This window comes from Pseudomonas hygromyciniae (genome assembly GCF_016925675.1).
Taxonomy (GTDB): domain Bacteria; phylum Pseudomonadota; class Gammaproteobacteria; order Pseudomonadales; family Pseudomonadaceae; genus Aquipseudomonas; species Aquipseudomonas hygromyciniae.
The window spans coordinates 4,441,224-4,467,033 of sequence record NZ_CP070506.1 but is presented as its reverse complement, the minus strand read 5'-3'; the positions used below and the strand labels follow the sequence as shown (position 1 = coordinate 4,467,033).

Here is a 25,810-nt window from a genome sequence, read left to right as displayed (position 1 = left end):
CTTGCTCGCGAAGAGCGTTAACGAAAACGCGTGTTCGCAGGAAAAACACGGCGCTCTCGAGCTTTTCGCGAGCAAGCTCGCTCCTACAGCGGCATCGATACATCCTGCCCCTGCACATCCCCTCCAACACCTGTCTATAAATGCTGGCTGATTAATGGCCTTGCATAGCGCCAAGCCCTGTCTATGCTCATCCATAACCACTTATGTCGCACGCCATATGAAGCGTTTCGGGTGGGTGCTTGAATAGTGATTGATGAGCACTATTGAAGCTGTGAATAGATAAGTGCGTATGTCAAAGCGCCGGAAAAAAGGAGCCTCAGGTTAAATGGATTTACGTGTGTCGGTTAAAGCGGGCCCCGCACGGGGTCGTCAAGAAAAGGATGCCTTGAAACGGGTGTTGCCCCATGGACTCTCCGATTAGCCATCATTTATCTATCGCCTGACACTTGTCCTGCCTTATGGACAGCTGCGTTTGCCTGTTTTGTGGAAAGTTGTACTGGGTCAAATCCAAGAACTAACCGTCATTCAAAGACAGCGCTGAAGGTGATCCGATCATGTTTAACTTGCACCACAAATCCGACCTGCTGGAAATAGAGCGTTTTTCCTGTGCGCTAACCCAGGCCCAAGCCAAGTTGGCGGCCATCAGTCGTTCCATGGCGATGATCGAGTTTGATCGCGACGGCGTAGTACTGGATGCCAACGAAAACTTCTGCAAGGTCATGGGTTACAGCGCCGAGGAAGTACGCGGTAAACACCATCGAATCTTCTGTGAAGAGTCCTATTACCGCAGCGATGCCTACGCAAAATTGTGGCACGACCTGGGCCAGGGCGAACCCATCAGCGGCACGTTCATGCGCTTGACCAAAAGTGGCCAGGAAGTATGGCTGGAGGCCAGTTACATGCCGGTCTATGGCCCGGATAACCAGGTGCAGAGTGTGATCAAAGTGGCTGCGGATATTTCCGAACGGGTTCACCGCGAGCATGAAAACCAAAGCCTGATCGATGCCATCGGGCGCTCCATGGCGGTCATCGAGTTCACGCCCCAGGGGCAGATCCTCAATGCCAACCAGAACTTCCTGAAGACGGTGCAGTATTCCCTCGGTGAAATCGTCGGCCAACACCACAGCATGTTCTGCCATCACGCCGAGGTGGAATCACCGGCCTACAAAGCCTTCTGGGCCTCACTGAACCGCGGAGAGTTCCACTCCCATCGTTTTGAGCGGCGCAACAAACAGGGTCAGACGCTGTTTCTGGAAGCCTCCTACAACCCAATCTTCGATGCCAACGGACGTCTGTACAAAGTGGTGAAGTTCGCCAGCGATATCACCGACCAGGTCACCACGTTGCGTACCGCTGCCGATTCTGCCCACGCCACCTCGGTGCAGAATGATGCCTGCGCCCGCAAGGGCTCGGAAGTGGTACAGCAGACGGTGCAGATCATCGAAGAAATTTCCCGCGACCTCAACCAAGCGGCAATCAGCATCGACGCGGTAAGCAAGCAGTCGGACATTATCGGCACCATCGTGCAGACCATTCGCGGGATTGCCGATCAAACCAACCTGTTGGCGCTTAACGCGGCCATTGAAGCGGCACGGGCCGGTGAGCACGGGCGTGGCTTTGCTGTGGTGGCGGACGAGGTGCGCAGCCTGGCGGCGCGCACCAGCCAGGCGACGCTTGAGATTGTCGAGGTGGTACGCAAGAACCACGACTTGTCCCTGAGCGCGGTGTCGAGCATGCAGTCGAGCCTGAGTCGTACCGGCCTGGGGGTGGAGTTGGCCAATGAGGCAGGGCAAGTGATCCTGGAGATCCAGGAAGGCTCGCGGCATGTGGTGGACGCCATTGGCCAGTTCAACTCGACCCTGCAACTGCAATAGTGCCTCTTTAGTAGGAGCGAGCTTGCTCGCGAAAAACCTGAGACCGCCACGGGGAACCCGATACCCCGCGTTATCGTTGAAGTTTTTCGCGAGCAAGCTCGCTCCTACAAAGGGCGTGCGCTGAGTCAGATTGCGGCGAGGGCGTCTTTGACGGCCTTGATCTGCGGGTCAGCAGTCTTCTCGGCGAACTGTTCCGCTACCTGCATCTTTAGGCGATCAGCCACTTCCTGGGCAATAGCGTCTTGTTGTTCGACAGGCATCGCTTTTACATCTTCTTCGGTCAGGCCCTTTTCCAGCAGGATCTGATCGCGGATGCGCTCGGCCGGGGTCTTGGTCATATAGTCGGTGAAATCTGCGCGGGCCTGGCTGCTGGTCGCAGTGGTCGGCGTGGCGCTGGTCGGCGGTGTCGCTTGCAACTGCAGGCGGGTCTTGGCAAACGCGGCATCCACGTTGCTGGCCGTGGTGTCAGTGGCCTTTTGCGTGGCCTGCACCTGGGTTGCGGCAGCAGCGTTCTGCACGTTCTGCATCACGCCGCTGTACAGCGCACTGGCGGCGGCGTTGGCGGGGTCCAGGTCGGGGCGTTTGGACTGTTGGATCACGGATGAGACTTGGGTATTGACCAACATGATCGGGCACCTATGGGTTTGAGCGATACAGAGGGTTTAGCAATTAGCGTGCCGAGGGCCAATGCCCCAATTCATTGGCTTTGAGAGCATTGCTTCGTCATGAGGCGTGCCGCCAGCGGCGAATGTTTGCCGCCAGCGGCCATGGGCGATCAGGTGCTTGACCCCCTCGGCCTGCACGAAGCGATGGCCGTCGAGGGCGAAGGGGCAGTGAGGGTGAAGCGGTAACGATCTTTCGAGGCCTCGAAGAAGGTCTTGCCGATCCTGCCGCAGGCACCGGTGAGCAGTACGTTGAGTCCTTTCATCGTGTAATCCTTAGTTGTGACCGTCGAGGGCAAAAGCCTGGAAACCTGGGCGCTGGCTGAGTAGGGCGTAGTACGCCTCCACTGCCGGGTAGGCGGGGCGCTCCATGGGCGTCATCCGCCAGCGGTGTACTGACAGGCCAATCAGGATATCGGCCAGGGTGAAGTCGTCCCCGGCCACATAGGCGCCGGTTTTGATCAATTGCTGTTCCAGCAGTCCCATCTTGTCGTTCCAGCCGCGCACGCCGGCGGCAATGCGCTGCGGGTCCTGAAAGTCCGGGTTCTTGCGCACCAGGGCATGGAAGGCGTAGCCCCAGGATGGGTTGAGCTCGGTGGCTTGCCAATCCATCCATTGCTCGACCCTGGCCCGTGGCGCGGGGGCGGCGGGCAGCAGGTCGTGGCGTTGGTGCAGGCCCACCAGATAGCGGCAGATGGTGTTGGACTCCCATAGCACGCCGTTGTCATCGACGATGACCGGTACTTGGGCGTTAGGGTTCAGGGCGAGGAATTCGGGTGACTGGGTAGGCGTGAAGCCGATGCCCCAATCTTCACGCTCGTAGGGGATAGCCAGTTCCTGGCAGGTCCACAGGACTTTTCGTACGTTGATGGACGAAGTGCGACCCAAAATTTTCAGCGCGTGTCCCATGGTGCTTCCCTGGCTGGTATGAGCTGGGCAATTTAGCAGGGGCGCGCAAGGACAGCGATAGGGTTAAGTGGACACGCTCAAAAATGTGGGAGCGGGCTTGCCCGCGATAGCGGTGTATCAGTGCCAGATGTATTGCCTGACACACCGTTATCGCGGGCAAGCCCGCTCCCACATCGGTTCAGGTACTCTCGCGCACCTTCAACTCAAACCCCATATCCACCACCGGCCGGGCGATCTTGTTGCCTGCCATCACCGTCAGCAAATGCTCTGCCGCGCGTCGGCCAATGGCTTCACGCGGGGTGCTGATGCTGCTCAGGCGCGGCACCATGAAGCTGGAGGCGGGCAGGTCGTTGAAGCCCAGCACTGCGATTTGCTCCGGCACCTTGATCCCGTGGCGCAAGGCTTCGAGCAGGGCGCCGTGGGCCAAGTCATCGTTGCCGAAAAAAATCGCATCCACGTCCGGATGGCTGGCCAGCAGTTGCAGGAACAATTCGCCACCCAGGCCCACCGACGAGGGGCGTGGGGTCAGCAGTTCCAATGCCGGGTCATACAAACCGGCCTTCTGCAGGCCTTGGCGGAAGCCTTCGCCGCGCAGCAGCGTGCGCTGGTCCAACTGTGCGCCAACATAGGCCAGGCGCTTGCGACCCCGGGAGATCAGGTGCGCTGCCGCGGTTTGGCCGGCACTGATCTGCGAGAAGCCCACGCAGTTGAGGCCGGCGGTGGGGTCCAGGTCCATCATGTACACGCAGGGCACATTGCTCGACTCCACCATGCGCCGGGCGCTTTCGGTGCGATCAAAACCGGTCAGCAGCAAGCCCCGTGGCTGATAGGCCATGTAGTTGCGCAGCAGGTTTTCTTCTTCGTCCCGGCAATAGTGGGTGTTGCCGATCAGCACTTCGAAGCCCTTGGGGCGCAACACCTGGTGAATGGCCTCCAGGGTTTCGATAAACAGCAGGTTGGACAATGAAGGCACCAGTACCACCACCGACTGGCTGCATGCCGAGGCCAGGGCGCGGGCGGCCGGGTTGACCACGTAGCTCAGCTCGGCGGCGGCTTTCTGCACTTTTTCCACCAGTTCGGGGGCCACGGTGCTGATGCCGCGCAAGGCCCGGGAGGCCGTGATTGGGCTGACGCCCGCCAGGCGGGCAACTTCGTTCAGAGTAGGGCGCCCCGTCGTGCGGGTATTTTTATCGTTCTTGGAGGTCATCAGGCGGCTTGCCAAACAAAAATCGAGGCACTAAGGTAGCGCTGTCTCCAAAGGCCTGCAAATACTTGCGCAATGGGTTGCCTGATCCTTGCTCAAACGGTTGGAGAGGATGCACGCGTCACTCCATAAAAATGACAATTAGGCGCGGGAAAAGCCTGTTTTTGCACTAGCCTTAGGGCGTGCAAAGGTAGCGCTGTCTGCGTCCTGAGGTGTTTCATGAGTCAACCTGTTACTGCCCTGGTCATCATGGGTGTTTCCGGCTGTGGCAAGTCCAGTGTCAGCGAGGCCCTGTGCCTGTTGAACGGCGCCACCGCCATTGAAGGCGACAGCTTTCATCCGGCTGCCAATATCGAAAAGATGAGCGCAGGCCATCCTCTCAACGACGACGACCGTGCCGGCTGGCTGGATATCCTCTGCGATGAGCTGCGCCGTGCGCTCAAGGCCGGCGAGCATCCGGTGCTGACCTGTTCGGCGCTGAAGAAAAAGTACCGCGATCACCTGCGCGAAGCCGCGCCGGGCCTGGGGTTTGTCTTCCTGGAACTGACCCGCGAGGTGGCCGCCGACCGCGTCTCCCATCGCCCCGGCCATTTCATGCCGGCCAGCCTGATCGACAGCCAGTTCGCCACCCTCGAATCGCCCATCGGCGAGCCGCTGACCCTGGCCCTCAATGCCAGTGAAGACAGCATCGAGGATCTGGCCGCGCAGACCCAGGCCTGGTGGCTGACCCACGGCTTCGAACCTTCCCGATGATTTTTTGGCCGAAAGATAGCGCTATCTGGCGGCACGAAACTCAACACCCGCTTTAATAACAACAACAAACAGGAGAGACCCCCATGTTTGGCATGTCCCACGAGTCGTACCTGCTGCTCGATGCAGTGGTCACTATCATCGGGCTGATCGTGTTGATCACCCGGTTCAAGGTCCACCCCTTTATTGCGTTGATCATTGCCGCAGGCTTTTTGGGCCTGACCTCGGGCATGCCCGTGGACAAGATCATCAAGGCCTTCCAGGACGGTTTCGGCGGGGTGCTCGGGTTTGTCGGGATTATCCTGGCGCTGGGTACGATGCTCGGCAAGATGATGGCCGAATCCGGCGGTGCCGATCAGATCGCCCAAACCCTGATCCGTGCTTTCGGCAAGGACAAGGTGCAGTGGGCGATGATGTTCGCTGCCTTTCTGGTGGGCATTCCGCTGTTCTTCGAGATCGGTTTTGTGCTGCTGATCCCGCTGGTGTTTATCGTCGCGCGCCGCACCGGCGTGTCGCTGATCAAGATCGGCATCCCGCTGCTCGCCGGCCTGTCGGCGGTCCACGGCCTGGTGCCGCCGCATCCGGGGCCGCTGTTGGCCATCGGCGTGTTTGGCGCAGATATTGGCAAGACCATTCTCTACGGCCTGATCGTTGCCTTGCCGACTGCCATCATTGCCGGGCCGATCTTCGGTACGTTCATCGCCAAGCACATCCCGGGCAACCCGTCCCAGGAGCTGGTGGATCAACTGGCCCGCGAGAACGACTCGAAAAACCTGCCTAGCTTCAGCATCACCCTGATCACCGTGCTGCTGCCGGTGTTCCTGATGCTGCTCAAAACCTTTGCTGACATCGCCTTTGCCGAAGGCAATGTGGTGCGCAACTGGATGGACATGATCGGCCACCCGATCAGTGCCTTGCTCCTGGCGTTGCTGCTGTCGCTGTACACCTTTGGCCATCGCCAGGGCATCCACTCCAAGCAGATCCTCAAGCTGCTCGACGCCAGCCTTGCGCCGACCGCCGCGATCATCCTGATCATCGGCGCCGGCGGTGGTTTCAAGCAGATGCTGGTGACTAGCGGCGTGGGTGACGTGATCGGCCATATGGCGGTGACGGCGCAGATCAACCCGATCCTGCTGGCTTGGCTGGTGGCGGCGGTGATTCGCATTGCCACGGGTTCGGCGACCGTGGCCACCATTACCGGTGCGGGCATTGTGGTGCCGGTGGTGGGCATGGTACCGGGGGTCAACCTGGAGTTGTTGGTGTTGGCGACGGGGGCGGGGTCGTTGATTCTGTCGCACGTCAACGATGCGGGGTTCTGGCTGGTGAAGCAGTACTTCAACATGACCGTGGCCGAGACGTTCAAGACGTGGACGGCGATGGAGACCATCCTGTCCATCGTGGCGCTGGGCTTTATCATGCTGCTGTCGTTGGTGGTGTAAACCCCATCAAAATGTGGGAGCGGGCAAGCCCGCTCCCACATTCGTTATCGGGTGGTTATCAGGCTTTGGTGACCAGCCCATCAGCCCGGAACATGGCCCGGATCCCGCGCACCGCCTGGCGAATGCGGTCCTGGTTCTCGATCAGCGCAAAGCGCACATGGTCATCGCCATACTCGCCAAAGCCGATCCCCGGCGATACACACACCTTGGCTTCCAGCAGCAACTTCTTGGCAAATTCCAGGGAGCCCATGGCGGCATACGCCTCGGGAATCTTTGCCCAGACGTACATCGACGCCTTCGGGTTCTCCACCATCCAGCCCAGTTCATGCAGGCCCTTGACCAGCACGTTGCGGCGTTGGCGGTACTGCTCGGCAATGTCTTTCACACATTGCTGGTCGCCTTCCAGCGCGGCAATGGCCGCCACTTGCAGCGGGGTGAAGGTGCCGTAGTCGTGGTAGCTCTTGATGCGCGCCAGGGCGTTGACCAGTTCGGCATTGCCGACCATAAAGCCAATGCGCCACCCGGCCATGTTGTAACTCTTGGACAGGGTGAAAAACTCCACCGCAATGTCCTTGGCGCCCGGCACCTGCATGATCGACGGGGCTTTCCAGCCGTCGTAGACGATATCGGCATAGGCCAGGTCGTGGATCACCAGCACGTCGTACTGTTTGGCCAGAGCGATCACCCGTTCGAAGAAATCCAGCTCCACGCACTGCGCCGTGGGGTTGGACGGGAAGCCGAGGATCATCATCTTCGGCTTGGGGATCGAACCGCGAATCGCCCGCTCCAGCTCGGCAAAAAAATCCACGCCGGGAATCAGCGGCACCGAGCGCACCTGGGCACCGGCAATCACCGCGCCGTAGATGTGGATCGGGTAGCTGGGGTTGGGCACCAGGACCGTGTCGCCCTGGTCCAGGGTGGCCAGCATCAAGTGCGCCAGGCCTTCCTTGGAACCGATGGTGACGATGGCTTCGGTTTCCGGGTCGATATCCACTTCGTAGCGATCCTTGTACCAGCGCGAAATAGCGCGGCGCAGGCGTGGGATGCCTTTGGAGGTGGAGTAGCCGTGGGTGTCTTCACGCTGGGCGACGGTCACCAGCTTCTCCACGATATGCGGTGGAGTCGGGCCGTCGGGGTTACCCATGCTCAAGTCGATGATGTCTTCGCCGCGCCGACGCGCAGCCATCTTCAGCTCGGCAGTGATATTGAAAACGTAAGGGGGGAGTCGATCTATGCGCGCAAAGCGGCGCGGCGAACCTTGGTCTGCCATTGTTGCCTCGGAGTACGTAAGCGCCCGGAACCGTCCGAGCGACGTCGGCCACTGCGGTGGCCTGCGGGGCAGACAATACGGGCGATGACAGCCGGTTGTCCAGATAGCGTAGGAAATTTTTCGATCTGGAGTGTGAAGTGGGTATGCCCCTATACTCGGTATGGTTTTGGTCACTCACCCATGGAGATTGTGCAGATGAACCAACAGGCAACGCTACCCCTGGAACCCCGCATGGAAGAGGGCAAGGCCATGGTGATCGCCGGGGTCGGCGGTCATTACGGCAAGGCCACGCTGGGGGACATTCCGAAGCTGTGGGAGTTGTTCGACACCTGCATCAAGGAGATCAAGAAGCGCATTGGCGGCGTGACCTACGGCGTTTGCTACAACGCCACAGAGGAGGAATTCGATTACATCGCTGGGGTCGAAGTGCCGGCCAAGGGCGATGTGCCAAGCAACTTTGAGTCCATAGATGTGCCGGCCAATCGTTATGCGGTCTTTGCGCACTACGGGCCGGTGTATGCGCTGTCGCAGACCTATGAGCGGATCAAGTACGAGTGGTTGCCGACTTCGGGTTACAAGGTGGCGGGCCCGGATTTGGAGCGCTACAGCGCCGACTTCGATGTGGATAAGGGGACCGGCACCGTGGAAATCTGGCTGCCTGTCGAGAAGTCTTGAGGCACAAGGCTGAGCTGCCTCGGCAGCTCAGCCGGTAGCATTACTGGCTGAGTAGTCGCCCGATAAAAGACTCGCTGTAAATGCTTAGCACACCACTGCTTTGCAGTTTTTCGCCCGGTTGTACCAACTCCAGTGTGTCGATAGAGGAATGCTCGGGCCGTCCTTGCTGATCCTGCCACGCCGTTGCCCTACCTTGCTCGCCAAAACTGGGGTCCAACTGACCGGTCAACGTGTGCCTGAACAGTAGAACCCGGCTGCCATTATCGGTACGTGCCAAAGCAACAATTTTCCCATCGTTCTGGGTCACGACATCGGTATAGGAGTTAATAATGTCGTCAGTCTCCAGCGGTTTTCCTCCATGGAACTGCGGGTTGGCTTGACCGTTGGCGAGTAAGCTGGCGACAAACCTTATCTTTGAAGGCAAGTAATATTCCCCCCCCACGACAGCGATTTGACCATCCGGGCCCTTCGCGAGCGCTGAGATTTGTTTATTTTCATTATTTGAAAACTGCAGTTCAACAAACCCTCCATTACCGAAACTGGAGTCCAGCTCAGCATCGTGCAGGAACCCCATCATGAATGTCTTCCTGATGGGGGCTTTGGCATTAGCTTTGGTTTCGGCTTCGGTTCTGGCACCGGCAATCACAAACCCCCTGCTGGTGATCAGTAAAGTGTTCAAAAGGGTACTTTTTGAATCAATTGGGCCGATACGCCCAAAGTTGATCAGTTCGCCGCTGGCGCTGAGCTGAAAGATAAAACTGTGGGTGCCATCATGGAATACAGAAACGATCTTGTTATCGGCTTGCACCGCCAACCCCCCTCTGGGAAGGAAGCCGGTGTAGATTTTTTTCCCGAGATCTCTGGTTCCCGCAACGCCAAACAATTTATCCGTGTCGCCGTTGTGTGCATTGAAGCGAGTAATAAATGCTGTGGACTCGAGTCCACGCGCAGTCAATAACAGGGGTTTGCCGTCGGGTTGAATGGTCAGGCGAATGAGGATGGTGTGCGCATCAGTGTCCGTAGGCCAAACCCCAAAGTTTAAATCCTGTTCTCCAGCAGGTGTATGTTTGGTGACGACGATACGTTTTTTATTTTCGACGAAACCCAAGCCTACAGTAATGGTTGAACCATCGCTGAGAGTGCGCGAAAGTCCCCCGGAGTTTCGGGCGATAACAGTGCCGTTTTTAGTGGGAGAGTTGCCAAACGAAAGGTCTGGGGCTCCAGCGCTATTGATCGGGTGGTTGTTGGACGAAATGCTCATGGTCACTCTCCATGGGGAAGATTGGAATTCCCATTCCTGCTCGATGCAATCGTTGAGCGACAACCTTGGTAGTTCAGTAAAAACCTAGAGTGAAAGCCCGTATAGCTGTGAAAGCTGACAGTAGACAACGCAAGTTTTGTGTGGAAGTACGGGGTCAATACAGACTGTTCTTTACCCGCTCCGGCATCTCCCGGTCATAGGTCTCTGCATCAAATTGCCCATCATTCAAACGCTTGTGAATGGCGCCCGCTGACGGCAGCGTCGAGCGCTCCACATGTTTGTCCGGGTTCCAGCAATCGGAACGCACAAAGGCTTTCGAACAGTGGAAGTACGCCGCGTCCACCTGCACCACAATCACCGACCGCGCCGGCTTGCCATTCACCGCAAAGCTTTCCAGCAAGCCAGGCTCGATGCAAATCTGCGCCCGCCCATTGACCCGCAGCGTCTCCCCGATCCCCGGGATGATAAACAGCAGGGCGATGCGCGGATCCACCAGCAGATTGCGCAAGGTATCGAGGCGGTTATTGCCCGGCCTATCCGGAATCGCCAGGGTGCGCTCATCGATGATGCGCACAAATCCCGGCACATCCCCCCTAGGCGAGCCATCGATGCCATCAGGGCCGCAAGAACTGACAATCACCAGCGGCGAGGCTCTCACCATCGCCTGGTAATCCTCATTGAGAAACGCGATTTCCTTGCGCAGGGCACGCTCGTGGGGCAGGCCGTAGAGGGTTTCGAGCTGTTCCAGGGTGGTTAGCATGGGAGTCTCCTTGTGCGTAATCAAAACAGTAACGCCAACCGTCGCTCATAGCCAACCCGCCCCTTATACGCCTCGCCCCGGTCTACCCAGCCTTGCTGCAAGTACAAGCCCATCGCCACCACATTGTCGCTGTCCACCGACAACTCCAAGGCGGTGATCTGCGGCCAGGCCAGGCGGGCGGCGGCGGGCAGGGCTTGCAGGCAGGCTTTGCCAAAGCCTCGGCCCTGTTGGTGGCGATCGACTTGCAGGGCATGCAGGGTGGCGCTGTGTTCGTCGGCCCAATGGGGCTGGCAGGGCGCTCGTTTGAGCAGGAGGAACGCCACCGGAACCTCATCGGCCAACAGCGCAAGGCCTTTGACGCCAGGGCTTGGATTGACCAGCAGGGTGTTGAGTGCGCAATACATGTCGCCGCAAAACGGTAACTGCTGCGGGTGAACTTCGATGGCGCCGACTTGCTGTTTTTGCACAGCATTCAGCGCCTCGTAGGCGACGAGACGGGTTTGCATCGGAGTGACCGAACGGCTGCAAAGAAGCGCGCAGTCTATCGGATTTGTGCCATGTGCAATTTTTTTCAGCAAGCTGTCGATTGGCCGGTGGGGTATTCGACCAAGGGTGTCTTGCGTGATTTTCCACCCCCAGGAGTATCGCCATGAGCACCGCAATCACCACTCTGATCGAACAATGGAAACAAGCTGTCGTCGCCGGTTACCCGCGGATCAATGGCCAATGGAAGGTGGTGCATGAGCATTGGTCCACGCCTTTTGATAGGCAAAGCGGCGCCGGTCTGTTCGACCTGAAACCTTGATCACAGCCAACTATAGTCAGTAGTCCGAAGACGGAGAACGCCATGAAATACCTGTGCCAGGTCCACAGCGCCGAAGCCTTACGGTAGTGGCCGCATACTCGCGGCGCAGGCATCCTGGCGACGCGGGTCGGCAGTGTAGAAGTGCGTCCCGTGCGTGAATTGAATCTCTGAACCCAACAATCATAAGACTCAGGAGGTTTATCCATGAACACTCAACCCGCTGCATTCGAACTGTCCATCAGCCGCGTCATCGACGCGCCACCGAGCCGGGTGTTTCGCGCCTGGACCGAGCCTGCCTTGTTGCAGCAATGGTGGGGCCCCCACGGCATGACCACGCCGGAGTGTGAAATGAACCTGTGGGTCGGTGGCCTGTTTCGTACCTTGATGCGCGCGCCTGATGGCAGCGAGTACCCGACCCAAGGCGTATTCCTGGAGATCGACGCGCCGCGCCGCCTAGTGTTTACCGATGCGTTCCTGCCTGGCTGGATTCCATCGGGCAAGCCGTTCATGAGCGCCGAAGTGACGTTCGAGGAGCTCGAGGGCAAGACCCGCTACACCGCCCGCGCCATGCATTGGAGTGAAGCCGACAAACAGGCCCACGAAGCCATGGGCTTTCATCAGGGGTGGGGCGAGAGCCTGGATCGGCTGGTGGCGCTGGTGACCCAGGGCATGCCGGATTGACGGTCAAGGCCCGGGCCGAGGCGGCCTACCACCGTGACTCGCGGCGCATCCTGGCGACCTTGATTCGCCTGCTGGGGGCGTTCTGTCGGCAATTGGGGAGTATGAAAGAGGCGCGCCAGGCCTACGAAAAAGCCCTGCCCCAGCAAATGCCGGAAAAACGCTTTATCGAACGCCGCCTTGCAACCTGTACCGACTCCCCCGTGTAGGACCCGGCTTGCCGGCGATGGCGATTTCACGGTCGCCATCGTCGGCAAGCCGCTCCCTCAGGCGCTATTCGAGCATCTTTTCCAGTAGCCAACTGCCCGCCGGGCCGGGGGGGTGTTGCCGTGACCACAAGGCATCCACCGCCACCGAGCGTGGCCAGCCGCGAGCCTTGAGCTCCACCAGTTGACCATTGGCAAAGCGCTCCACCAACCAGCGCGGCAACGCAGCCCAGCCAAAACCGAGGATGGCCATTTCCATCAGCATCAAAAAGCTGGGGGCGGACCACACTCGGCCGGTCAGCCGGTTTTCATTGGGGTTGATGATGCTTGCCAGGCGCAGCTCGCGATGTTGTTGCAGGGTTTGTTGATCAATGCCACCGAGGCTGGCCAGCGCATGCAGCGGGGAAACAAACAGCGCAAGTTGCGAGCCCTCCTCAAGGGTGGCGTGGGTCAGGTCTGGCGGGTAGACCTCCTGCGCCTCGATAAATGCGAGCTGCGCCCGCCCGCTTTGTACCAGGGCGATGAGGTCTTCATATTCGGCAATCAGCCACTCCAGTTCCAGGTCCGGATAGCGTTGTTCCAGGGCACTGAGCAGCGTTTCGAAGCGCCCCGACTGATAGGTGTCGGACATGGCAATACTGAGCTTGGGCTCCAGCCCCTGGGACAACTGGCTGGCGGCAAGCTCCAGGCGGCTGCTGGCCTCCAGCACCTGCTCGGCTCGTTGTAGCAGGACATGCCCGGCCGGGGTCAGGGTGGGTTTGCGGCTGCTACGGTCGAACAACACCACGTCCAGATCAATCTCCAGGCTGGCCACGGCGGCGCTGACCGTCGATTGGCTCTTGCCCAGTTTGCGCGCTGCCGCCGAAAACGAGCCTTGGGTCGCCGCCTGCACAAACGCTTGCAACACTTCATGAGAAGCCATGATCTATCGCCTTGATCGATGGTTATTGATTATTAAGTATCGGTTTTGCGGGCGATGATGGCAACCCAAGACATTCGCAGAGCAACACTTATGAACACCACCAAGTCCGTCACCGAACGCGTTTGCCAGGCCCTTGGCTTCGAAGGCCTGGCCTTGCTGATCTGTACCCCGTTGCTCGTCTGGATCACCGGTCGGCCGGCCCTGGAAATGGGCGCGGTGACCCTGGCCATCAGCGTGTTGGCGCTGACCTGGAACATGATTTTCAACAGCGTGTTCGACCGCCTCAAGGTGCGCCTGCAACTGGCCAACAGCGTCAAGACCCGAATCATGCACGCGCTGCTGTTCGAGGGCGGGCTGATTCTGTTCGCCGTGCCATTGATTGCCGCGTGGCTGAACATCAGCTTGATGCAGGCGTTTATCCTGGATATCGGCGTGCTGCTGTTCTTCCTGCCGTACACCTATGTGTACCACTGGGGCTACGACGTGCTGCGGGAAAAACTCCTGTGTAGGAGCGAGCTCGCTCGCGAAGGACGTTAACGATGGCGCGGGCATCCTGAACGTACGCGGCGCTCTCGGGTTTTTAGCGAGCTTGGCTGTCGGCCACCTTGAAGGCTCAACGTTAACGGCGTGTCGACAACTGCTGCGGGGCTAGGAAGGCGTCGTGGAAGTAGTCGCGGAACGCCTGCATCGCCGGGGTGAACGCGCGTTCGCGGTGCCAGGCCAGGCCGACGCTCATGGGCGTGACCTTGTCGGTCACACTCACGGTCTCGATGCGCTTGCCTTCCAGTGACCAGGGGCGGTGTACCAGGTCGGATAGAATCGCAACGCCGCTGCCATTGGCCACCATACTGCGCACGGCTTCTACCGAGCTGGTGCGCAGCCGCACCTTGGGCGCTTGTCCGGCCTGTTCCCAGTAGCGCATGGCACTTTGTTCAGCCTCATCCACAGTCAGCAGGATGTAGGGCTCCTGCGCCACATCGGCCAGGCTCACTGCACGGCGTTCGCACAGCGGGTGGTGGCTGGGCAGCCACAGGCGGCGTTCGGAATTGAACAGGATCTGCGAGACGATATCCGGGTGGGTAAGGTTGGCGGTGAGCACCACGGCCATATCGAACTGGCCATCCAGCAGCCCCTGTTCGATGGCCTGGCGCTCCTGCTCGAAGACCTCGATGGTCACGTCCGGATGCCAGTGCTCCATGCGTTGCAGGTGGTGCGGCAGGAAGTAACCCAACACCGTGTAACTGGCCGCGACCCGCAGCACGCCACTGGCGCGGTAGTCCGGCAGCGGGCTGTTCAGGGCATCGTCGACACTGCGCACAATCACATAGGCGCGGTTGAGAAAATGCCGACCGGCATCGGTCAGGTTCATGCCCTGGGCCGAGCGCACAAACAGCTGGGCGCCGAGTAGGGCTTCCAGCTCCTTGATCGCAGTGGTCACCGCCGACTGGGAGATGTTCAGGTGGAGCGCCGCCTGGGAAATCTGGCCGATTTCGGCGGTGGCGACAAAGTAACGAACCTGGCGCAACGTCAGGGACATACACATCTCTCGTGGTGGTATCTGATTTTCAGAAGATGGCCCATCTGATAATAGATCTTCCCAAGGGGTCAAGGGCCAGCCTATTTTCGATGGCACGAACTCTTGCGGAGCAGGCCCCGATGCAAACAGTGGATTTCAATTCGGACATGGGCGAAAGCTTTGGTCCCTGGACCATCGGCGACGGTGTGGATCACGAACTGATGGCGTTTATCAGCTCCGCCAACGTAGCCACCGGCTTCCATGCTGGCGACCCCGGCACCATGCGCCGCACCATCGAGCGCGCCAAGCAGTTGGGCGTGGCTATCGGCGCCCATCCGGGGTTCCGCGACCTGGTGGGTTTCGGCCGCCGCCACATCAACGCCCCGGCCCAGGAACTGGTAGACGACATGCTCTACCAACTGGGCGCCCTGCGCGAATTGGCGCGGGTGCAGGGCGTGACCTTGCAGCACATCAAGCCCCATGGCGCGTTGTACATGCACCTGGCCCGGGACGAAGAGGCCGCACGGCTGCTAGTAGAAAACCTGCAGCGCCTGGAGCCTGAACTGCTGCTGTATTGCATGCCCGGTTCGGTGATCTGGCGCATTGCCAAGGAACTGGGGCAGCCTGTGGTTCGCGAGTTTTATGCCGACCGTGAGTACGATCTGTCCGGTTCCATCGTGTTTACCCGCAACGTACGCGCCCTGGACCCGGCAACGGTGGCGGCGCGGGTGCTGCGTGCCTGCCAGACCGGCCTGGTGCGCACCGTCGAAGGCGAAGACCTGTTTATCGAATTCGATTCCATCTGCTTGCACAGCGATACACCGGGCGCCCTGGCTCTGGTGGAAGCGACCCGGGCAGCGCTGGACCAAGCGGGCATCACTGTGGCATCTGGCAGACCTGTTGTGGCGAGCGGGCTTTCTGTGGCGAGCGGGCTTGCCCCGCGCTGGGGTGCGAAGCAGCCCTAAAACCTGCCACCTAGGTCCATCTGAAGAAACTCGGTAGTCCTATTAGGGCTGCTTCGCACCCCAGCGCGGGGCAAGCCCGCTCGCCACAACAAGTTTCACCGCTACATGGTTTTTTTGCCTGCCTTTCTACAATGATTCCAAGAGGAACAGACATGGCTGAAACATCCCCGATTCGCTACAGCTTTGGCGCTGATGAGCATTTGTTCGCCGAGGTCAGCGAAAGCATGTCCCTGGAGGCGTTCTTCAAGGGTATGGCGGTCACCCGTGCGGTGCAGCGCCTGGAACTGCCCGGCGTGCTGGATATCTGCCTGGCCAATGCCTCGTTCCAGATCCGCTTCGACCCAGACCTGATCGCCCCCCATGTGCTGCTCGACGCGGTGCAAAGCGCCGAGGCCCAGGCTGTGGCCGAGCGGACTTTGCACACGCGCATCATCGAGATTCCGGTGCTCTACAACGACCCCTGGACCCATGAAACCCTGATGCGTTTTCGCGACCGTCACCAAGACCCCACCGCCACTGACCTGGAGTACGCCGCGCGGGTCAATGGCCTGGCGGATGTCGAGGCGTTTATCGCTGCCCACAGTGGCGCGCCGTGGTTTGTGTCGATGGTCGGCTTTGTGGCCGGCCTGCCATTCATGTTCCAGATGGTCGAGCGCGAGCGGCAGTTGCAGGTGCCCAAATACCTGCGTCCACGCACTGACACGCCGAAGCTGACCCTGGGCCACGGCGGCTGTTTTGGTTGTATCTACTCAGTGCGCGGCGCCGGTGGTTATCAGATGTTTGGCGTGACCCCGGCGCCGATCTACGACCCGGCCCAGCAATTGGCCTACCTCAAGGAACATATGGTGTTCTTCCGCCCCGGCGATATCGTGCAGTTCAAGCCCATCGACCGGGATGCCTACGACCTGGCCGTGGCCGAAGTAGAAGCAGGGCGTTTCGATTTGCGCATTCGCCCGGTGGAGTTTTCCCTGGATGCTTTTTTTGCCGACCCGATCGGCTACCCGAAAACCCTGCAGGAGGCGCTTCTATGATCAAGGTGCTCAAGCCTGGCCTGGCGACCTCCGTGCAGGACCTGGGGCGCGAAGGCTATTACCACTTGGGAATCCCGCCGTCCGGCGCCCTGGACCAGTACGCCTTGAGTGCGGCCAACCACCTGGTGGGCAACCCGGCGGGCGCGGCAGGGTTGGAGTGCACGCTGATCGGCCCGCAGCTGGAGTTTCAACAGGATGGGTTGGTGGCGTTGAGCGGCGCGCTGATGTCGCCGCGCCTGGACGGTGAAGTGGTGCACCAGGACACGGCGTTCCAGGTGCGTGCCGGGCAGGTGCTGCGGTTTGAGTTTCCCGTGGCCGGTGCGCGGACCTATCTGGCGGTGGCCGGGGGGGATCGACGTGCCGCTGGTGCTGGGTAGCCGCTCCACATACACCTTGGGTGGGTTGGGCGGGTTTCATGGGCGGCGCTTGCAGGAGGGGGATGTGTTGCCTATCGGCCAGACCCGCGGGCAAGGCCGGGCCGGCAACAGTTTGCCGATGGCCCTGCGCCGCTCGGTGGGCGGCGATGTGACCTTGCGCGTGGTGCCGGGCTTGTATTACGAGCGCCTGACGCCCGAGGCCAAAAGCAGTTTTTTTCGCCGAGCCCTGGACCGTCGGCTCCGAGGCCGACCGGATCGGCTACCGCTTCAAGGGCGGCAGTGCCTTGAGCTTCCAGCCCCGGCAGCAGCCGTTTGGCGCCGGCTCTGATCCATCGAACATCGTCGACAGCTGCTACCCCATCGGCTCGATCCAGGTCCCGGCCGGCCTGGAACCCATCGTGCTGCACCGCGATGCCGTATCCGGCGGCGGCTACGCGATGATCGGCACGGTGATCAGCGCCGACCTTGATTTGATCGGGCAGATGCAGCCCAACCAGCGCGCGGGGTTTGTCGCGGTGACGTTGGAAGACGCGCTGCAAGCGCGGCGGGTCTACAAGAAGCGGCTCAAAGCAATGGCCGGGTTGTTCGTCTGACTCCCCCAATCGAACCTGTAGGAACCGACTTGCCGGCGATGACGCACCTAAGCCTTGCGTTGATTTATCGGGCCTCATCGCTGCATCGGTATCTACACAACGTTCCGACAAGCCCGCTCACCACAACAGCCCTCTCAGCCAGGATCTCAGCTCCTACAGAGTTTGGGGGGCGGGCAGGGTCAGAAGAGTTGGGTGAACAACCAGTACAAGCTACCCGACAACACAATCGCCGCCGGCAACGTCAGCACCCAGGCCATCAGCAAGTTGCGGATGGTCTTCATCTGCAAGCCACCACCATTGGCGACCATGGTCCCGGCCACGCCCGAGGACAGCACATGGGTGGTGGAGACCGGCAAGCCGAACATGTCGGCAGCGCCAATGGTCAGCATGGCCACGGTTTCTGCCGAGGCGCCCTGGGCGTAGGTCAGGTGGGTCTTGCCGATTTTCTCGCCGACGGTCACCACAATGCGCTTCCAGCCGACCATGGTGCCCAGGCCCAGGGCGATGGCCACGGCGATCTTCACCCACAGTGGGATAAAGCGCGTCGCGTTGTCGATCTGTTGCTTGAACAGTTGCAGCTTGCCCTGGGTGTCGGCATCGAAGTTGCCGACCTTGCCCTTGTCCATCAGGCGAATGGTTTCGCTGGTCAGGTACATGTCGTTACGCACGTTGCCCATGGCCTCGGCGGGCACCTTGGCCAGGGAGCCGTAGCCTTTCACTTGTTCGCCGATATGCCCGGTCAGGGCGGCGAGGGCAGGGATCAACTCGGGCGTGACGTCCTTGGTGCGCACATAGGTCGACAGCGTCGGTCGCGGATCGGCCGGGGCTGCTTGCGGCGCGCTCTTGACCAGGGCTTGCTGGGTGACTTCTGCCACGGCGGCAAATTGCAGGGATTGATCGGCCGGCATGGTGCGGTTCAGGGCGTAGGCCATGGGCAGGGTGCCCACCAGGATCAACATGATCAGGCCCATGCCTTTCTGGCCATCGTTGGAGCCGTGGGCAAAGGATACGCCGGTGCAGGTCACGATCAGCATGCCGCGAATCCACCACGGCGGCGGGGTGTTGCCCTTGGGCGCCTTGTACAGCGAGCGGTTTTTCACAAAGCCCCGCAGTGCCAGCAACAGCAGGGCGGCAAAGCCGAAACCGATCAGTGGTGACAGCAGCAGTGCATAGCCGATCTTGATCGCCTGCGCCCAGTCCACGCCGCTGGTGCCGTCACGGCCATGCATCAGGGCATTGGCCACGCCAACACCGATGATCGACCCGATCAGCGTATGGGAAGACGACGCCGGCAGGCCCAGCCACCAGGTGCCCAGATTCCACAGGATCGCCGCGATGAGCAGGGCGAAGATCATCGCAAAACCCGCGGAAGAGCCAACCTGCAGGATCAACTCCACCGGCAGCAAGGCGATGATGGCAAAGGCCACCGCACCACTGGACAGCAGGACCCCGAGGAAGTTGAAGAACCCCGACCAGACCACGGCGAATTGCGGCGGCAGCGAGTTGGTGTAAATCACCGTGGCTACGGCGTTGGCGGTGTCATGGAAACCGTTGACGAACTCGAACCCCAAGGCAATCAGCAACGCCACGCCCAGCAGCAGGAACGGGGTCCAGGTGGTGACCACCGTGCCCAGTTCGTGCATGTCGTGCATCAGGCTGTAGGCGGTGAACAACAGGCCCATGGCGAGTACGGAAAAGAACATGATCACCGTGAGCAGGCTGGGTTTGCTGTCCAGTTGCGGTTTTGCGTCAGTGGCGGCTGCCTGGTGGGAGGCAGTCAGGGAAGGGGTGGCCATGCCGGTGCATCCAGTGTTGGGAGGATGTCGCCCATGATCGTTGCAGAATGTTACGGAGGTGCTGCGTCAAATCAGTGTTTGGTGCAGTCAGCCCGCCGCTGGTCCAAAAAAAACTCGGAACTCATGTGGGCGCGGCGGGGCGAGGGTTTGTATCTAACCTGGAGCACTGCTATCGCGGGCAAGCCTGCTCCCACACAAGCCCGCTTTCACAGGTTGATCGCATTTCGGGCTTAGTAATCCTGGCGCTTGCGAAATGCCCATCGGCCGGCAATCAAGGTGAATGTCGCCACCAACGCCACCAGGATCCAGAACCCTTCGGGGTCCTGGGAGAGCGGCACGCCACCGACGTTCATGCCAAAGAAGCCGGCGATGATATTGATCGGCAGTGCCAGTACCGTCACCACCGTCAGGGTAAACAGCGTGCGGTTGCTTTGTTCGTTGAGGTTGGCGGCGATTTCTTCCTGCAACAACTTGATCCGTTCGCCCAGGGCCGTGAGGTCGTCGATGATCAGGGCAAACTCTTCGGTGGATTTGCGCAGCTCCTTCACGTCTTCCTTTTGCAGCCACTGCGGCGGGCGGTTGAGCAGGCGCAGCAGCGAGCCCGGCTCCAGCGCCAACAGGCGTTGCAGGCGCACCAGCACGCGGCGCATGGCCCCCAGTTCGGCGCGGTTGGTGGACAGGCGTGAGGACAGCAACTGGTCTTCGATCTGGTCCACGCTCTGGCTGGTCTTGCGCACGATCTGTGTCAGCACCTCACCCTGGTCACGCAGCAGATGCACCAGCAACTCCAGAGGGGAACGGAAGTGTTCGCCGGCCTTTACCGATGAGCGCAGCTTGTCCACCGAGTGCAGGGGTTGCAGGCGCGCACTGATCAGCAGGCGGCTGCGGGCGCAGACCCATAAGGTGGAAATGTCCGATGACATCATGCTGCTGAAGTTGAACACCACGTCGTTGACCACCGCCAGCAAGGCTGAGTCCACATGCTCGATACGGGTCGAGCGCGAGCCTTCGTGCAGCGCCTCGAAGAACTCTGGCGGCAGCTCCAGGTGCGCCTGCATCCAGCGCTGGCAGGCCGCGTGTGCCAGGTTCAGGTGCAGCCACAAAAATTGCTCGGGATCGGCCGGGGCTTGCAAGGCCTTGAGCACGGTCGCCGAGTCGATCTGTTCGGCCTTCTCGCCGGGCCGGAAACGGAAACCGTAAAGCAGGCCAAACAGGTCCGAATCCTGATGGCCGTGATCGATGCTGTGGTTCATGGTGGCTCGCAGAGGAAGGCGACAGGTGCGCGTCGCACAATCATTGCAAGGGGATTTGACAGTTTTGTGTCAGTCACCAGCAGCCTGTGGCAAGGCCGCGTGTTGTGGTGAATTAGCGTGTTGTGGCGAGGGGGCTCGTCCCGGTACAAACCGGGGACATCGTTTACATTTCTAACCGGGGACATGGTTTACAGGTTAATACGCATGGTCAGGAGGTATCTGATCATGCCCTGGAACCAAGAGTCCCCCATGAACCAACGAATCAAACTGGTCGCTGACTGGCTTTCTGGCAACTACACGAAAACCCAGTTGGCACACCGATTCAATGTGAGTCGGCCTACCGTCGATAAATGGATTGCCCGGCATGACGGCGATTTGAAGTCGTTGTCCGAGCTCTCCCGACGACCTCATAACAGTCCAAACAAAACCGACGATGAGATCTTGGCCCGCGTGGTGGCCATGAAGGAAGCCCACGATAAATGGGGGCCGAAGAAGCTTCTCGAGCTATTGCGAATCGAGGATCCAACCATCACCTGGCCTGCCCCCAGCACGGCAGGGCAATGGCTTGATCGGCTTGGATTGGTCAGCAAACGGCGCTTCAAGCGTCGACACGGCACTTCCCACGCCCCAATGCGAGAAGCCAACGAGCCCAACAAGACGTGGTGTGCTGACTACAAAGGGCAGTTCAAGATGCTTAACGGGCAGATGTGCTTTCCTTTGACCGTGACTGACCACGCATCGCGCCTGATTCTGGCGTGCAGGGCCCACCCCAAGATCATGACACAGCCTGTAAAACAGGCATTTGAGAGGCTTTTTTCAGGAATACGGCATGCCGCAAGTCATTCGTTCTGACAACGGTGTTCCATTTGCCTCTCCTGGTCTGGCAAGAATGTCTACATTGGCGGTTTGGTGGATCCGTCTGGGCATCTACCCCCGAGCGAATCATGCCTGGAAGACCCGCGCAGAACGGTCGCCACGAGCGAATGCACCGCAGCTTGAAATTCGAGTTGCCTTTAGGACGCGACTTGCTTGAGCAACAGCTGTTGCTGGAGCATTTCAGGAATGAATTCAATTATATACGACCACACGAAGCGCTCGGCATGAAACGTCCGGGAGAGTTGTATGTGCCATCTACTCGGCCTTACCCCCGGATGCTTACCCGCCGTGGAATATCCGGCAGACATGCAGGTTCGAAGTGTCAGACAGGACGGCTCTATCTTGTGGAAGAACAAGCTGATATTTGTCAGCGAGGCTTTATCTGGAGAACGGATAGGGCTTAAAGAGGCTGAAGAGGATGTTTGGGATCTGTACCTATGTGACTATCCCTTAGGCAGACTTGGACGCGGCAAGAGCCGCATCCAAGCTTCAAATGTGTAAACGATGTCCCCGGTTTCAGATGTAAAGGATGTCTACGGTTCTACACCCCCGCTGGGCTGCGCAGCAGCCCCATTAGCACCACCGATGGGTGTCAGGTAAACCGAGGGTGCAGGTTTTAGGGCTGCTGCGCAGCCCAGCGGGGGACGAGCCCCCTCGCCACGGGAGTCCTTTCACAACTGCGCCGCCCGAAGGCGGCGCGTTGTGTTGCCGGGGTAAATTAAGTGTCTTGCTTGTTTTCCAGCACTTCGCCGGTCTTGGCGTCGAGCTTCACATCCCATTTCTTGCCAGTGGTGTCGGTCAGGTCGACTTCGTAGACCAGGCGCCCGGCTTCGTTGTCCAGCTCAGTGTCGTTGATGGTCGCGCCGACGTGTTTGGCCAGGGCGGCGGCATTCAGTTGTTCAAACGGCTTCACGGCACCCGATTGCAGCAGGCTTGGAATCTGGTCCGGGCGAACATCGGCCTGGGCCAGGCCAGCAGTCAGGGTCAGGGCGGCAGCGGCAAACAGAGCGGTCAGATTTTTCATGGTGGAGTCCTTTGGGGTGAGCTGTTTAAGTGGGATCAGATTACCCCGCGCAACTTAATTCACCCTTAATTGTGTAGGAAGTTTGCGTTGTTTGTTCAATCGCCCCGCGCCGGGAGATTTCATGCTGGTGTCTCAACTTCAGGAGGCACACATGAAACAGATACTGGCTTGGCTGTATGCACCCGTGTTCTGGGCGGGATTTATTGGTGGGGGGCTTTGGTTGGTCGCAATTGGGGCATCGCAGTGGTTGCTGGCGGTGTTTGCGCTGGCCATCGGCGTGTCGTTCATTGCCGAGCTGTGCTTGCCCTACGAGCCACAGTGGAACCGCCCAATGGGCGACCGCCGCCGGGATGTCCTCCATGCATTGGTCAATGAAAGCCTGAATGCCCTGGGGCTGCTGGCATTGCCGCTGCTCACGGCATGGCTGGCGATCGAGGGCGCCTGGCCCCGGGCCTGGTCGCTGTGGGCGCAATTGCTGCTGGCAATCGTGATTGCCGATGCGGGCATCACGCTGATGCATTACGCCAGTCACCGCATCGCCGCACTCTGGCGTTTGCACGCGGTGCACCACAGCGTGCAGCGGCTCTATGGGTTCAATGGCCTGATGAAGCATCCCTTGCACCAGATGCTCGAGGCCACGGCGGGTTTGCTGCCGCTGATCCTGTTAGGCATTCCAGTGGAGGTGGCGATGTTGCTGGCGTTGGCCATTGCCGTGCAACTGCTGTTGCAGCATTCCAATGTCGATATGCGCCTGGGGCCGCTGCGCTGGGTGTTTGCCTGGGCGCCGGTGCATCGCTTTCACCACATGAAGTACGGGCGCGCGGGGGATGTGAATTTCGGTTTGTTTTTCAACCTGTGGGACTGGCTGTTGGGGACTGCGTTTTACACCGAGGACTATCGAATGGGCGAGGGCGACCTGGGGATTGGTAGCCGTCCGGATTTCCCGGTGGATTATCTTGGGCAACTGCGTGACCCCTTTACGCCGACCCAGTTGAGTAAAGAACCGCCTGTCCCAAGCGCTCTCCAAATGTAGGCGCGAGCTGTCTGGTTTGATGCGGTGCTCTCGAGTTCTTCGCGAGCAAGCTCGCTCCTACAGGGGGAGGAGGTGTACCTGAAGATGGCGCAACGACGCCCCGGCGGTCACGCCAAACAGTTGCTTCATGGTCCGGGAAAAATGCGCCGAGTCGGCAAACCCCGCGCCGTGGGCTGCTTGCGTCAACGTGTGGCCGTTCAGGGCCAGGTCCAGGGCCAGGCGCAAGCGTCGCCACATCACCAGGCGCCGCACCGGCACGCCGAGCTGGCTGACGAACAGGCGTTCCAACTGGCTCAAGGACAGGTGCGCCGCCTCGGCCAATGCTTGCGCCGAGACCTTGCCGTTCAACTGTTGATCAAGGGTGTGCAATGCGCGCTGCACCCGCTCATCGTCAGCCTGGCGACGTGGAAGTTGTCGCAAAGACTGCTCAAGGCGTTCGGGGGAGAACTCGGCCGTCTCCAGGGCTTTTTGCAACGAATCGAGGTCGAATGCCCCGGGTTCCACATAAGCCATCAACACAGTGCCGGGGGCGTGGACGATGGCGTGGGGCTGGCGAGAGGGGATGAACAGGCGATAGGCCGTTTGCAGGTGCCCATCAAGGCTGACGGTGATGGGGCTGTCCGAGCACAGGATAAATTGATGGGCGTAATGACCGTGGGGCGCGGTGCGCCCCGTCTCACCGAGGATCAGGCCGTAGTCACGGCCCAGCCACAGTTGCCCTGACCATTCGTTCACTCAGTAACCGTTGTCCTGCAGCAGGTCTTGCACGCTGGACGACGGCCAGCGCTTGTAGAACTTCAGCAGTTCGGCGGCGCGGTTGGTGAAGATGCCATCGACCCCGGCGCTCATGACCTTCTCGAAATCCACCGGTTCATCGACGGTATAGACGTGCACCAGCAGGCCTTTGTCGTGGGTCAGTTGGTTCATCTCGGGCTTGACCAGGTCCGAATAGCTCTGGTCGCCGAGGTTCGTCAGCTGTGCGGACGGGCCGGTGCCAATCGCACCGAGGCTCTTGGCTTCATCGACCCACTTCTCGAACTCGGCAGCGTCCTTGGGTTCCTGCTTGGCATAGTAGGCCGCTTTGGTCGGTTCGCCGGATTCGGCGAAGGTCACCTTGGACTTGGGCTCGATGCTGCCTTCACCCACCCACAACAGCAGGATTTTCGGGGTGTTGGGCATTTCTTTCTGCAGTTCCTTGAGGCTGGCGGTCTCGAAGGTCTGCAATACCACACGGCCCTTGCCCTGGCCGACGCCCATGTTGCTCTTGCCCAGCTTGGAACCCACGGAACTGAGCCAACCCTTATCCAGCAGCTTGTCTTTCAGATCGGCTTCGATCCCCGGGAACTGCTTGGGCTCTTTGGTTTCGATGTACAGGCCGGGTTTGTGCTGGGGGTTGCCTTCGGCGATCTTGATGATGTCGTCCAGGCTGAGGATTTTCAAACCGACAAAGCCTGGGCGTGCACGATCCGGGTAGGCGGCGTTGAACCAACTGCCGGCATCCAGGGTTTGCAGTTCTTTCCAGGTGAACTCATTGGCCGGGCTGTCCTTGCGCTCAGGGAACTTGGTGGCCACGTCGGTGGTGCGTTGCAGATTGTTATCATGCAAGGCGAACAGTACGCCGTCCTTGCTGCGTTGCAGATCCAGCTCCAGGTAGTCGGCACCCAGGTCGCGGGCAACCTTGTAGGCGGCGGCGGTGGACTCCGGGGCATCGAAGGACGCACCTCGGTGGGCGATTACGGCAGGGTGGGGAATGCCCTCCTTGGTCGCCATTTCAGCCGGGCTGATGGGGCTTGCAGCCTGTGCGTGGCCAAGGCCCATCATCAGGGCGAGCAGCAGGGCACTCTTGGTAAACGTAGCAGGCATGTGCGAGGTCCTTTCGTGGAGGTAGCTTCAAGAAGGGTTCCTTTTTAACAATTGCCTGCAAATCGCGC

At 60.0% G+C, this 25,810-nt stretch carries 24 protein-coding genes and 5 pseudogenes; 14 read left to right on the top strand and 15 right to left on the bottom strand.

The annotated features are described in order from the left end of the window. Window positions 1-554: 554 nt before the first annotated feature. Together JTY93_RS30055 and JTY93_RS30050 are read left to right on the top strand one after the other, a co-directional pair. A pseudogene (locus JTY93_RS30055) lies at window positions 555-1,283 on the top strand (PAS domain-containing protein); the annotation flags it as partial. Window positions 1,284-1,301: 18 nt separating this feature from the next. Then, window positions 1,302-1,874 (top strand): methyl-accepting chemotaxis protein, encoded by a 573-nt coding sequence (locus JTY93_RS30050; RefSeq protein WP_375373792.1) that lies wholly within the window; start codon window positions 1,302-1,304, stop codon window positions 1,872-1,874. 125 nt (window positions 1,875-1,999) lie between these two features. On the opposite strand, the gene JTY93_RS19935 is transcribed toward JTY93_RS30050, so the two are convergent. The 4 genes and pseudogenes from JTY93_RS19935 to gntR form a co-directional block, all read right to left on the bottom strand. After that, window positions 2,000-2,500, bottom strand: coding sequence for a hypothetical protein (locus JTY93_RS19935; protein ID WP_205479543.1), 501 nt, complete (start codon window positions 2,498-2,500; stop codon window positions 2,000-2,002). Between the two features lie 206 nt (window positions 2,501-2,706). Then, a pseudogene (locus tag JTY93_RS19930) lies at window positions 2,707-2,802 on the bottom strand (NAD-dependent epimerase/dehydratase family protein); the annotation flags it as partial. Between the two features lie 10 nt (window positions 2,803-2,812). Beyond that, window positions 2,813-3,445, bottom strand: coding sequence for a glutathione S-transferase family protein (locus JTY93_RS19925; RefSeq protein ID WP_205479541.1), 633 nt, complete (start codon window positions 3,443-3,445; stop codon window positions 2,813-2,815). Between the two features lie 178 nt (window positions 3,446-3,623). Further along, window positions 3,624-4,655 (bottom strand): HTH-type transcriptional regulator GntR, encoded by a 1,032-nt coding sequence (gntR, locus tag JTY93_RS19920; RefSeq protein ID WP_205479545.1) that lies wholly within the window; start codon window positions 4,653-4,655, stop codon window positions 3,624-3,626. Window positions 4,656-4,868: 213 nt separating this feature from the next. Here gntR and JTY93_RS19915 point away from each other — a divergent pair, with 213 nt between their 5' ends. Next, the gene (locus JTY93_RS19915; protein WP_205479539.1) at window positions 4,869-5,402 is read left to right on the top strand and encodes a gluconokinase; all 534 of its coding nucleotides are present in this window, start codon (window positions 4,869-4,871) and stop codon (window positions 5,400-5,402) included. An 83-nt stretch (window positions 5,403-5,485) separates the two neighbouring features. After that, on the top strand, window positions 5,486-6,838 hold the full coding sequence (locus JTY93_RS19910; protein WP_169999016.1) for a GntP family permease: 1,353 nt from the start codon (window positions 5,486-5,488) through the stop codon (window positions 6,836-6,838). 58 nt (window positions 6,839-6,896) lie between these two features. Here JTY93_RS19910 and alaC read toward each other — a convergent pair whose 3' ends face one another. Then, window positions 6,897-8,108, bottom strand: a complete 1,212-nt coding sequence (alaC, locus tag JTY93_RS19905) for an alanine transaminase (RefSeq protein ID WP_029296464.1) — start codon at window positions 8,106-8,108, stop codon at window positions 6,897-6,899. Between the two features lie 195 nt (window positions 8,109-8,303). Between alaC and JTY93_RS19900 the strand changes: the two genes are divergently transcribed. Further along, the gene (locus JTY93_RS19900; RefSeq protein WP_205479536.1) at window positions 8,304-8,783 is read left to right on the top strand and encodes a GyrI-like domain-containing protein; all 480 of its coding nucleotides are present in this window, start codon (window positions 8,304-8,306) and stop codon (window positions 8,781-8,783) included. Between the two features lie 40 nt (window positions 8,784-8,823). Here the strand turns inward: JTY93_RS19900 and JTY93_RS19895 are convergent, their stop codons facing one another. The 3 genes from JTY93_RS19895 to JTY93_RS19885 form a co-directional block, all read right to left on the bottom strand. Continuing rightward, window positions 8,824-10,044 carry an NHL repeat-containing protein gene (locus tag JTY93_RS19895; RefSeq protein ID WP_205479528.1) on the bottom strand — a complete coding sequence of 407 codons (1,221 nt, stop codon included), beginning with the start codon at window positions 10,042-10,044 and terminating at the stop codon, window positions 8,824-8,826. Between the two features lie 154 nt (window positions 10,045-10,198). Next, complete coding sequence (locus JTY93_RS19890; RefSeq protein WP_205479525.1) at window positions 10,199-10,804, bottom strand: pyridoxamine 5'-phosphate oxidase family protein; 606 nt, start codon at window positions 10,802-10,804, stop codon at window positions 10,199-10,201. A gap of 20 nt (window positions 10,805-10,824) precedes the next feature. Then, window positions 10,825-11,310, bottom strand: a complete 486-nt coding sequence (locus tag JTY93_RS19885; RefSeq protein WP_205479522.1) for a GNAT family N-acetyltransferase — start codon at window positions 11,308-11,310, stop codon at window positions 10,825-10,827. Between the two features lie 188 nt (window positions 11,311-11,498). Between JTY93_RS19885 and JTY93_RS19880 the strand changes: the two are divergent. The 3 genes and pseudogenes from JTY93_RS19880 to JTY93_RS19870 all read left to right on the top strand — a co-directional run. Next, window positions 11,499-11,609, top strand: a pseudogene (locus tag JTY93_RS19880) (YybH family protein); the annotation flags it as partial. Window positions 11,610-11,813: 204 nt separating this feature from the next. Further along, window positions 11,814-12,290 (top strand): SRPBCC family protein, encoded by a 477-nt coding sequence (locus tag JTY93_RS19875; protein WP_205479520.1) that lies wholly within the window; start codon window positions 11,814-11,816, stop codon window positions 12,288-12,290. Beyond that, entirely contained in the window at window positions 12,287-12,496 is a 210-nt protein-coding gene (locus JTY93_RS19870; RefSeq protein ID WP_205479553.1) for a hypothetical protein, read from the top strand. Before JTY93_RS19875 ends, JTY93_RS19870 begins: the two co-directional genes overlap by 4 nt. A gap of 64 nt (window positions 12,497-12,560) precedes the next feature. Here JTY93_RS19870 and JTY93_RS19865 read toward each other — a convergent pair whose 3' ends face one another. Beyond that, window positions 12,561-13,415 carry a LysR family transcriptional regulator gene (locus JTY93_RS19865; protein ID WP_205479518.1) on the bottom strand — a complete coding sequence of 285 codons (855 nt, stop codon included), beginning with the start codon at window positions 13,413-13,415 and terminating at the stop codon, window positions 12,561-12,563. A 90-nt stretch (window positions 13,416-13,505) separates the two neighbouring features. Here JTY93_RS19865 and JTY93_RS19860 point away from each other — a divergent pair, with 90 nt between their 5' ends. Beyond that, window positions 13,506-13,952 (top strand): multidrug/biocide efflux PACE transporter, encoded by a 447-nt coding sequence (locus JTY93_RS19860; RefSeq protein ID WP_205479516.1) that lies wholly within the window; start codon window positions 13,506-13,508, stop codon window positions 13,950-13,952. Window positions 13,953-14,034: 82 nt separating this feature from the next. On the opposite strand, the gene JTY93_RS19855 is transcribed toward JTY93_RS19860, so the two are convergent. Then, window positions 14,035-14,952, bottom strand: coding sequence for a LysR family transcriptional regulator (locus tag JTY93_RS19855; RefSeq protein ID WP_169999038.1), 918 nt, complete (start codon window positions 14,950-14,952; stop codon window positions 14,035-14,037). A 119-nt stretch (window positions 14,953-15,071) separates the two neighbouring features. Between JTY93_RS19855 and JTY93_RS19850 the strand changes: the two genes are divergently transcribed. The 3 genes and pseudogenes from JTY93_RS19850 (at window position 15,072) to JTY93_RS19840 (ending at window position 17,897) form a co-directional block, all read left to right on the top strand. Continuing rightward, a complete protein-coding gene (locus tag JTY93_RS19850; protein ID WP_205479507.1) occupies window positions 15,072-15,896 on the top strand; it encodes a 5-oxoprolinase subunit PxpA in 825 nt (274 codons plus the stop codon). A gap of 152 nt (window positions 15,897-16,048) precedes the next feature. Continuing rightward, the gene (locus JTY93_RS19845; protein WP_205479505.1) at window positions 16,049-16,927 is read left to right on the top strand and encodes a 5-oxoprolinase subunit B family protein; all 879 of its coding nucleotides are present in this window, start codon (window positions 16,049-16,051) and stop codon (window positions 16,925-16,927) included. Further along, a pseudogene (locus JTY93_RS19840) lies at window positions 16,924-17,897 on the top strand (5-oxoprolinase subunit C family protein). Before JTY93_RS19845 ends, JTY93_RS19840 begins: the two are co-directional and overlap by 4 nt. A gap of 179 nt (window positions 17,898-18,076) precedes the next feature. Here JTY93_RS19840 and JTY93_RS19835 read toward each other — a convergent pair. Further along, window positions 18,077-19,693 carry an inorganic phosphate transporter gene (locus JTY93_RS19835; protein ID WP_205480875.1) on the bottom strand — a complete coding sequence of 539 codons (1,617 nt, stop codon included), beginning with the start codon at window positions 19,691-19,693 and terminating at the stop codon, window positions 18,077-18,079. Window positions 19,694-19,923: 230 nt separating this feature from the next. Continuing rightward, window positions 19,924-20,946, bottom strand: a complete 1,023-nt coding sequence (locus tag JTY93_RS19830; RefSeq protein WP_205480872.1) for a transporter — start codon at window positions 20,944-20,946, stop codon at window positions 19,924-19,926. A 225-nt stretch (window positions 20,947-21,171) separates the two neighbouring features. Between JTY93_RS19830 and JTY93_RS30045 the strand changes: the two are divergent. Then, a pseudogene (locus tag JTY93_RS30045) lies at window positions 21,172-22,323 on the top strand (integrase core domain-containing protein). Between the two features lie 217 nt (window positions 22,324-22,540). Here the strand turns inward: JTY93_RS30045 and JTY93_RS19820 are convergent. Next, complete coding sequence (locus JTY93_RS19820) at window positions 22,541-22,846, bottom strand: PepSY domain-containing protein (RefSeq protein ID WP_205479958.1); 306 nt, start codon at window positions 22,844-22,846, stop codon at window positions 22,541-22,543. 151 nt (window positions 22,847-22,997) lie between these two features. Between JTY93_RS19820 and JTY93_RS19815 the strand changes: the two genes are divergently transcribed. Beyond that, the gene (locus JTY93_RS19815; protein WP_205479960.1) at window positions 22,998-23,879 is read left to right on the top strand and encodes a sterol desaturase family protein; all 882 of its coding nucleotides are present in this window, start codon (window positions 22,998-23,000) and stop codon (window positions 23,877-23,879) included. A 57-nt stretch (window positions 23,880-23,936) separates the two neighbouring features. Here JTY93_RS19815 and JTY93_RS19810 read toward each other — a convergent pair whose 3' ends face one another. Then, entirely contained in the window at window positions 23,937-24,614 is a 678-nt protein-coding gene (locus tag JTY93_RS19810; protein WP_205479962.1) for a helix-turn-helix domain-containing protein, read from the bottom strand. Next, entirely contained in the window at window positions 24,615-25,742 is a 1,128-nt protein-coding gene (locus JTY93_RS19805; protein WP_205479964.1) for a glycerophosphodiester phosphodiesterase, read from the bottom strand. Window positions 25,743-25,810: the final 68 nt, after the last annotated feature.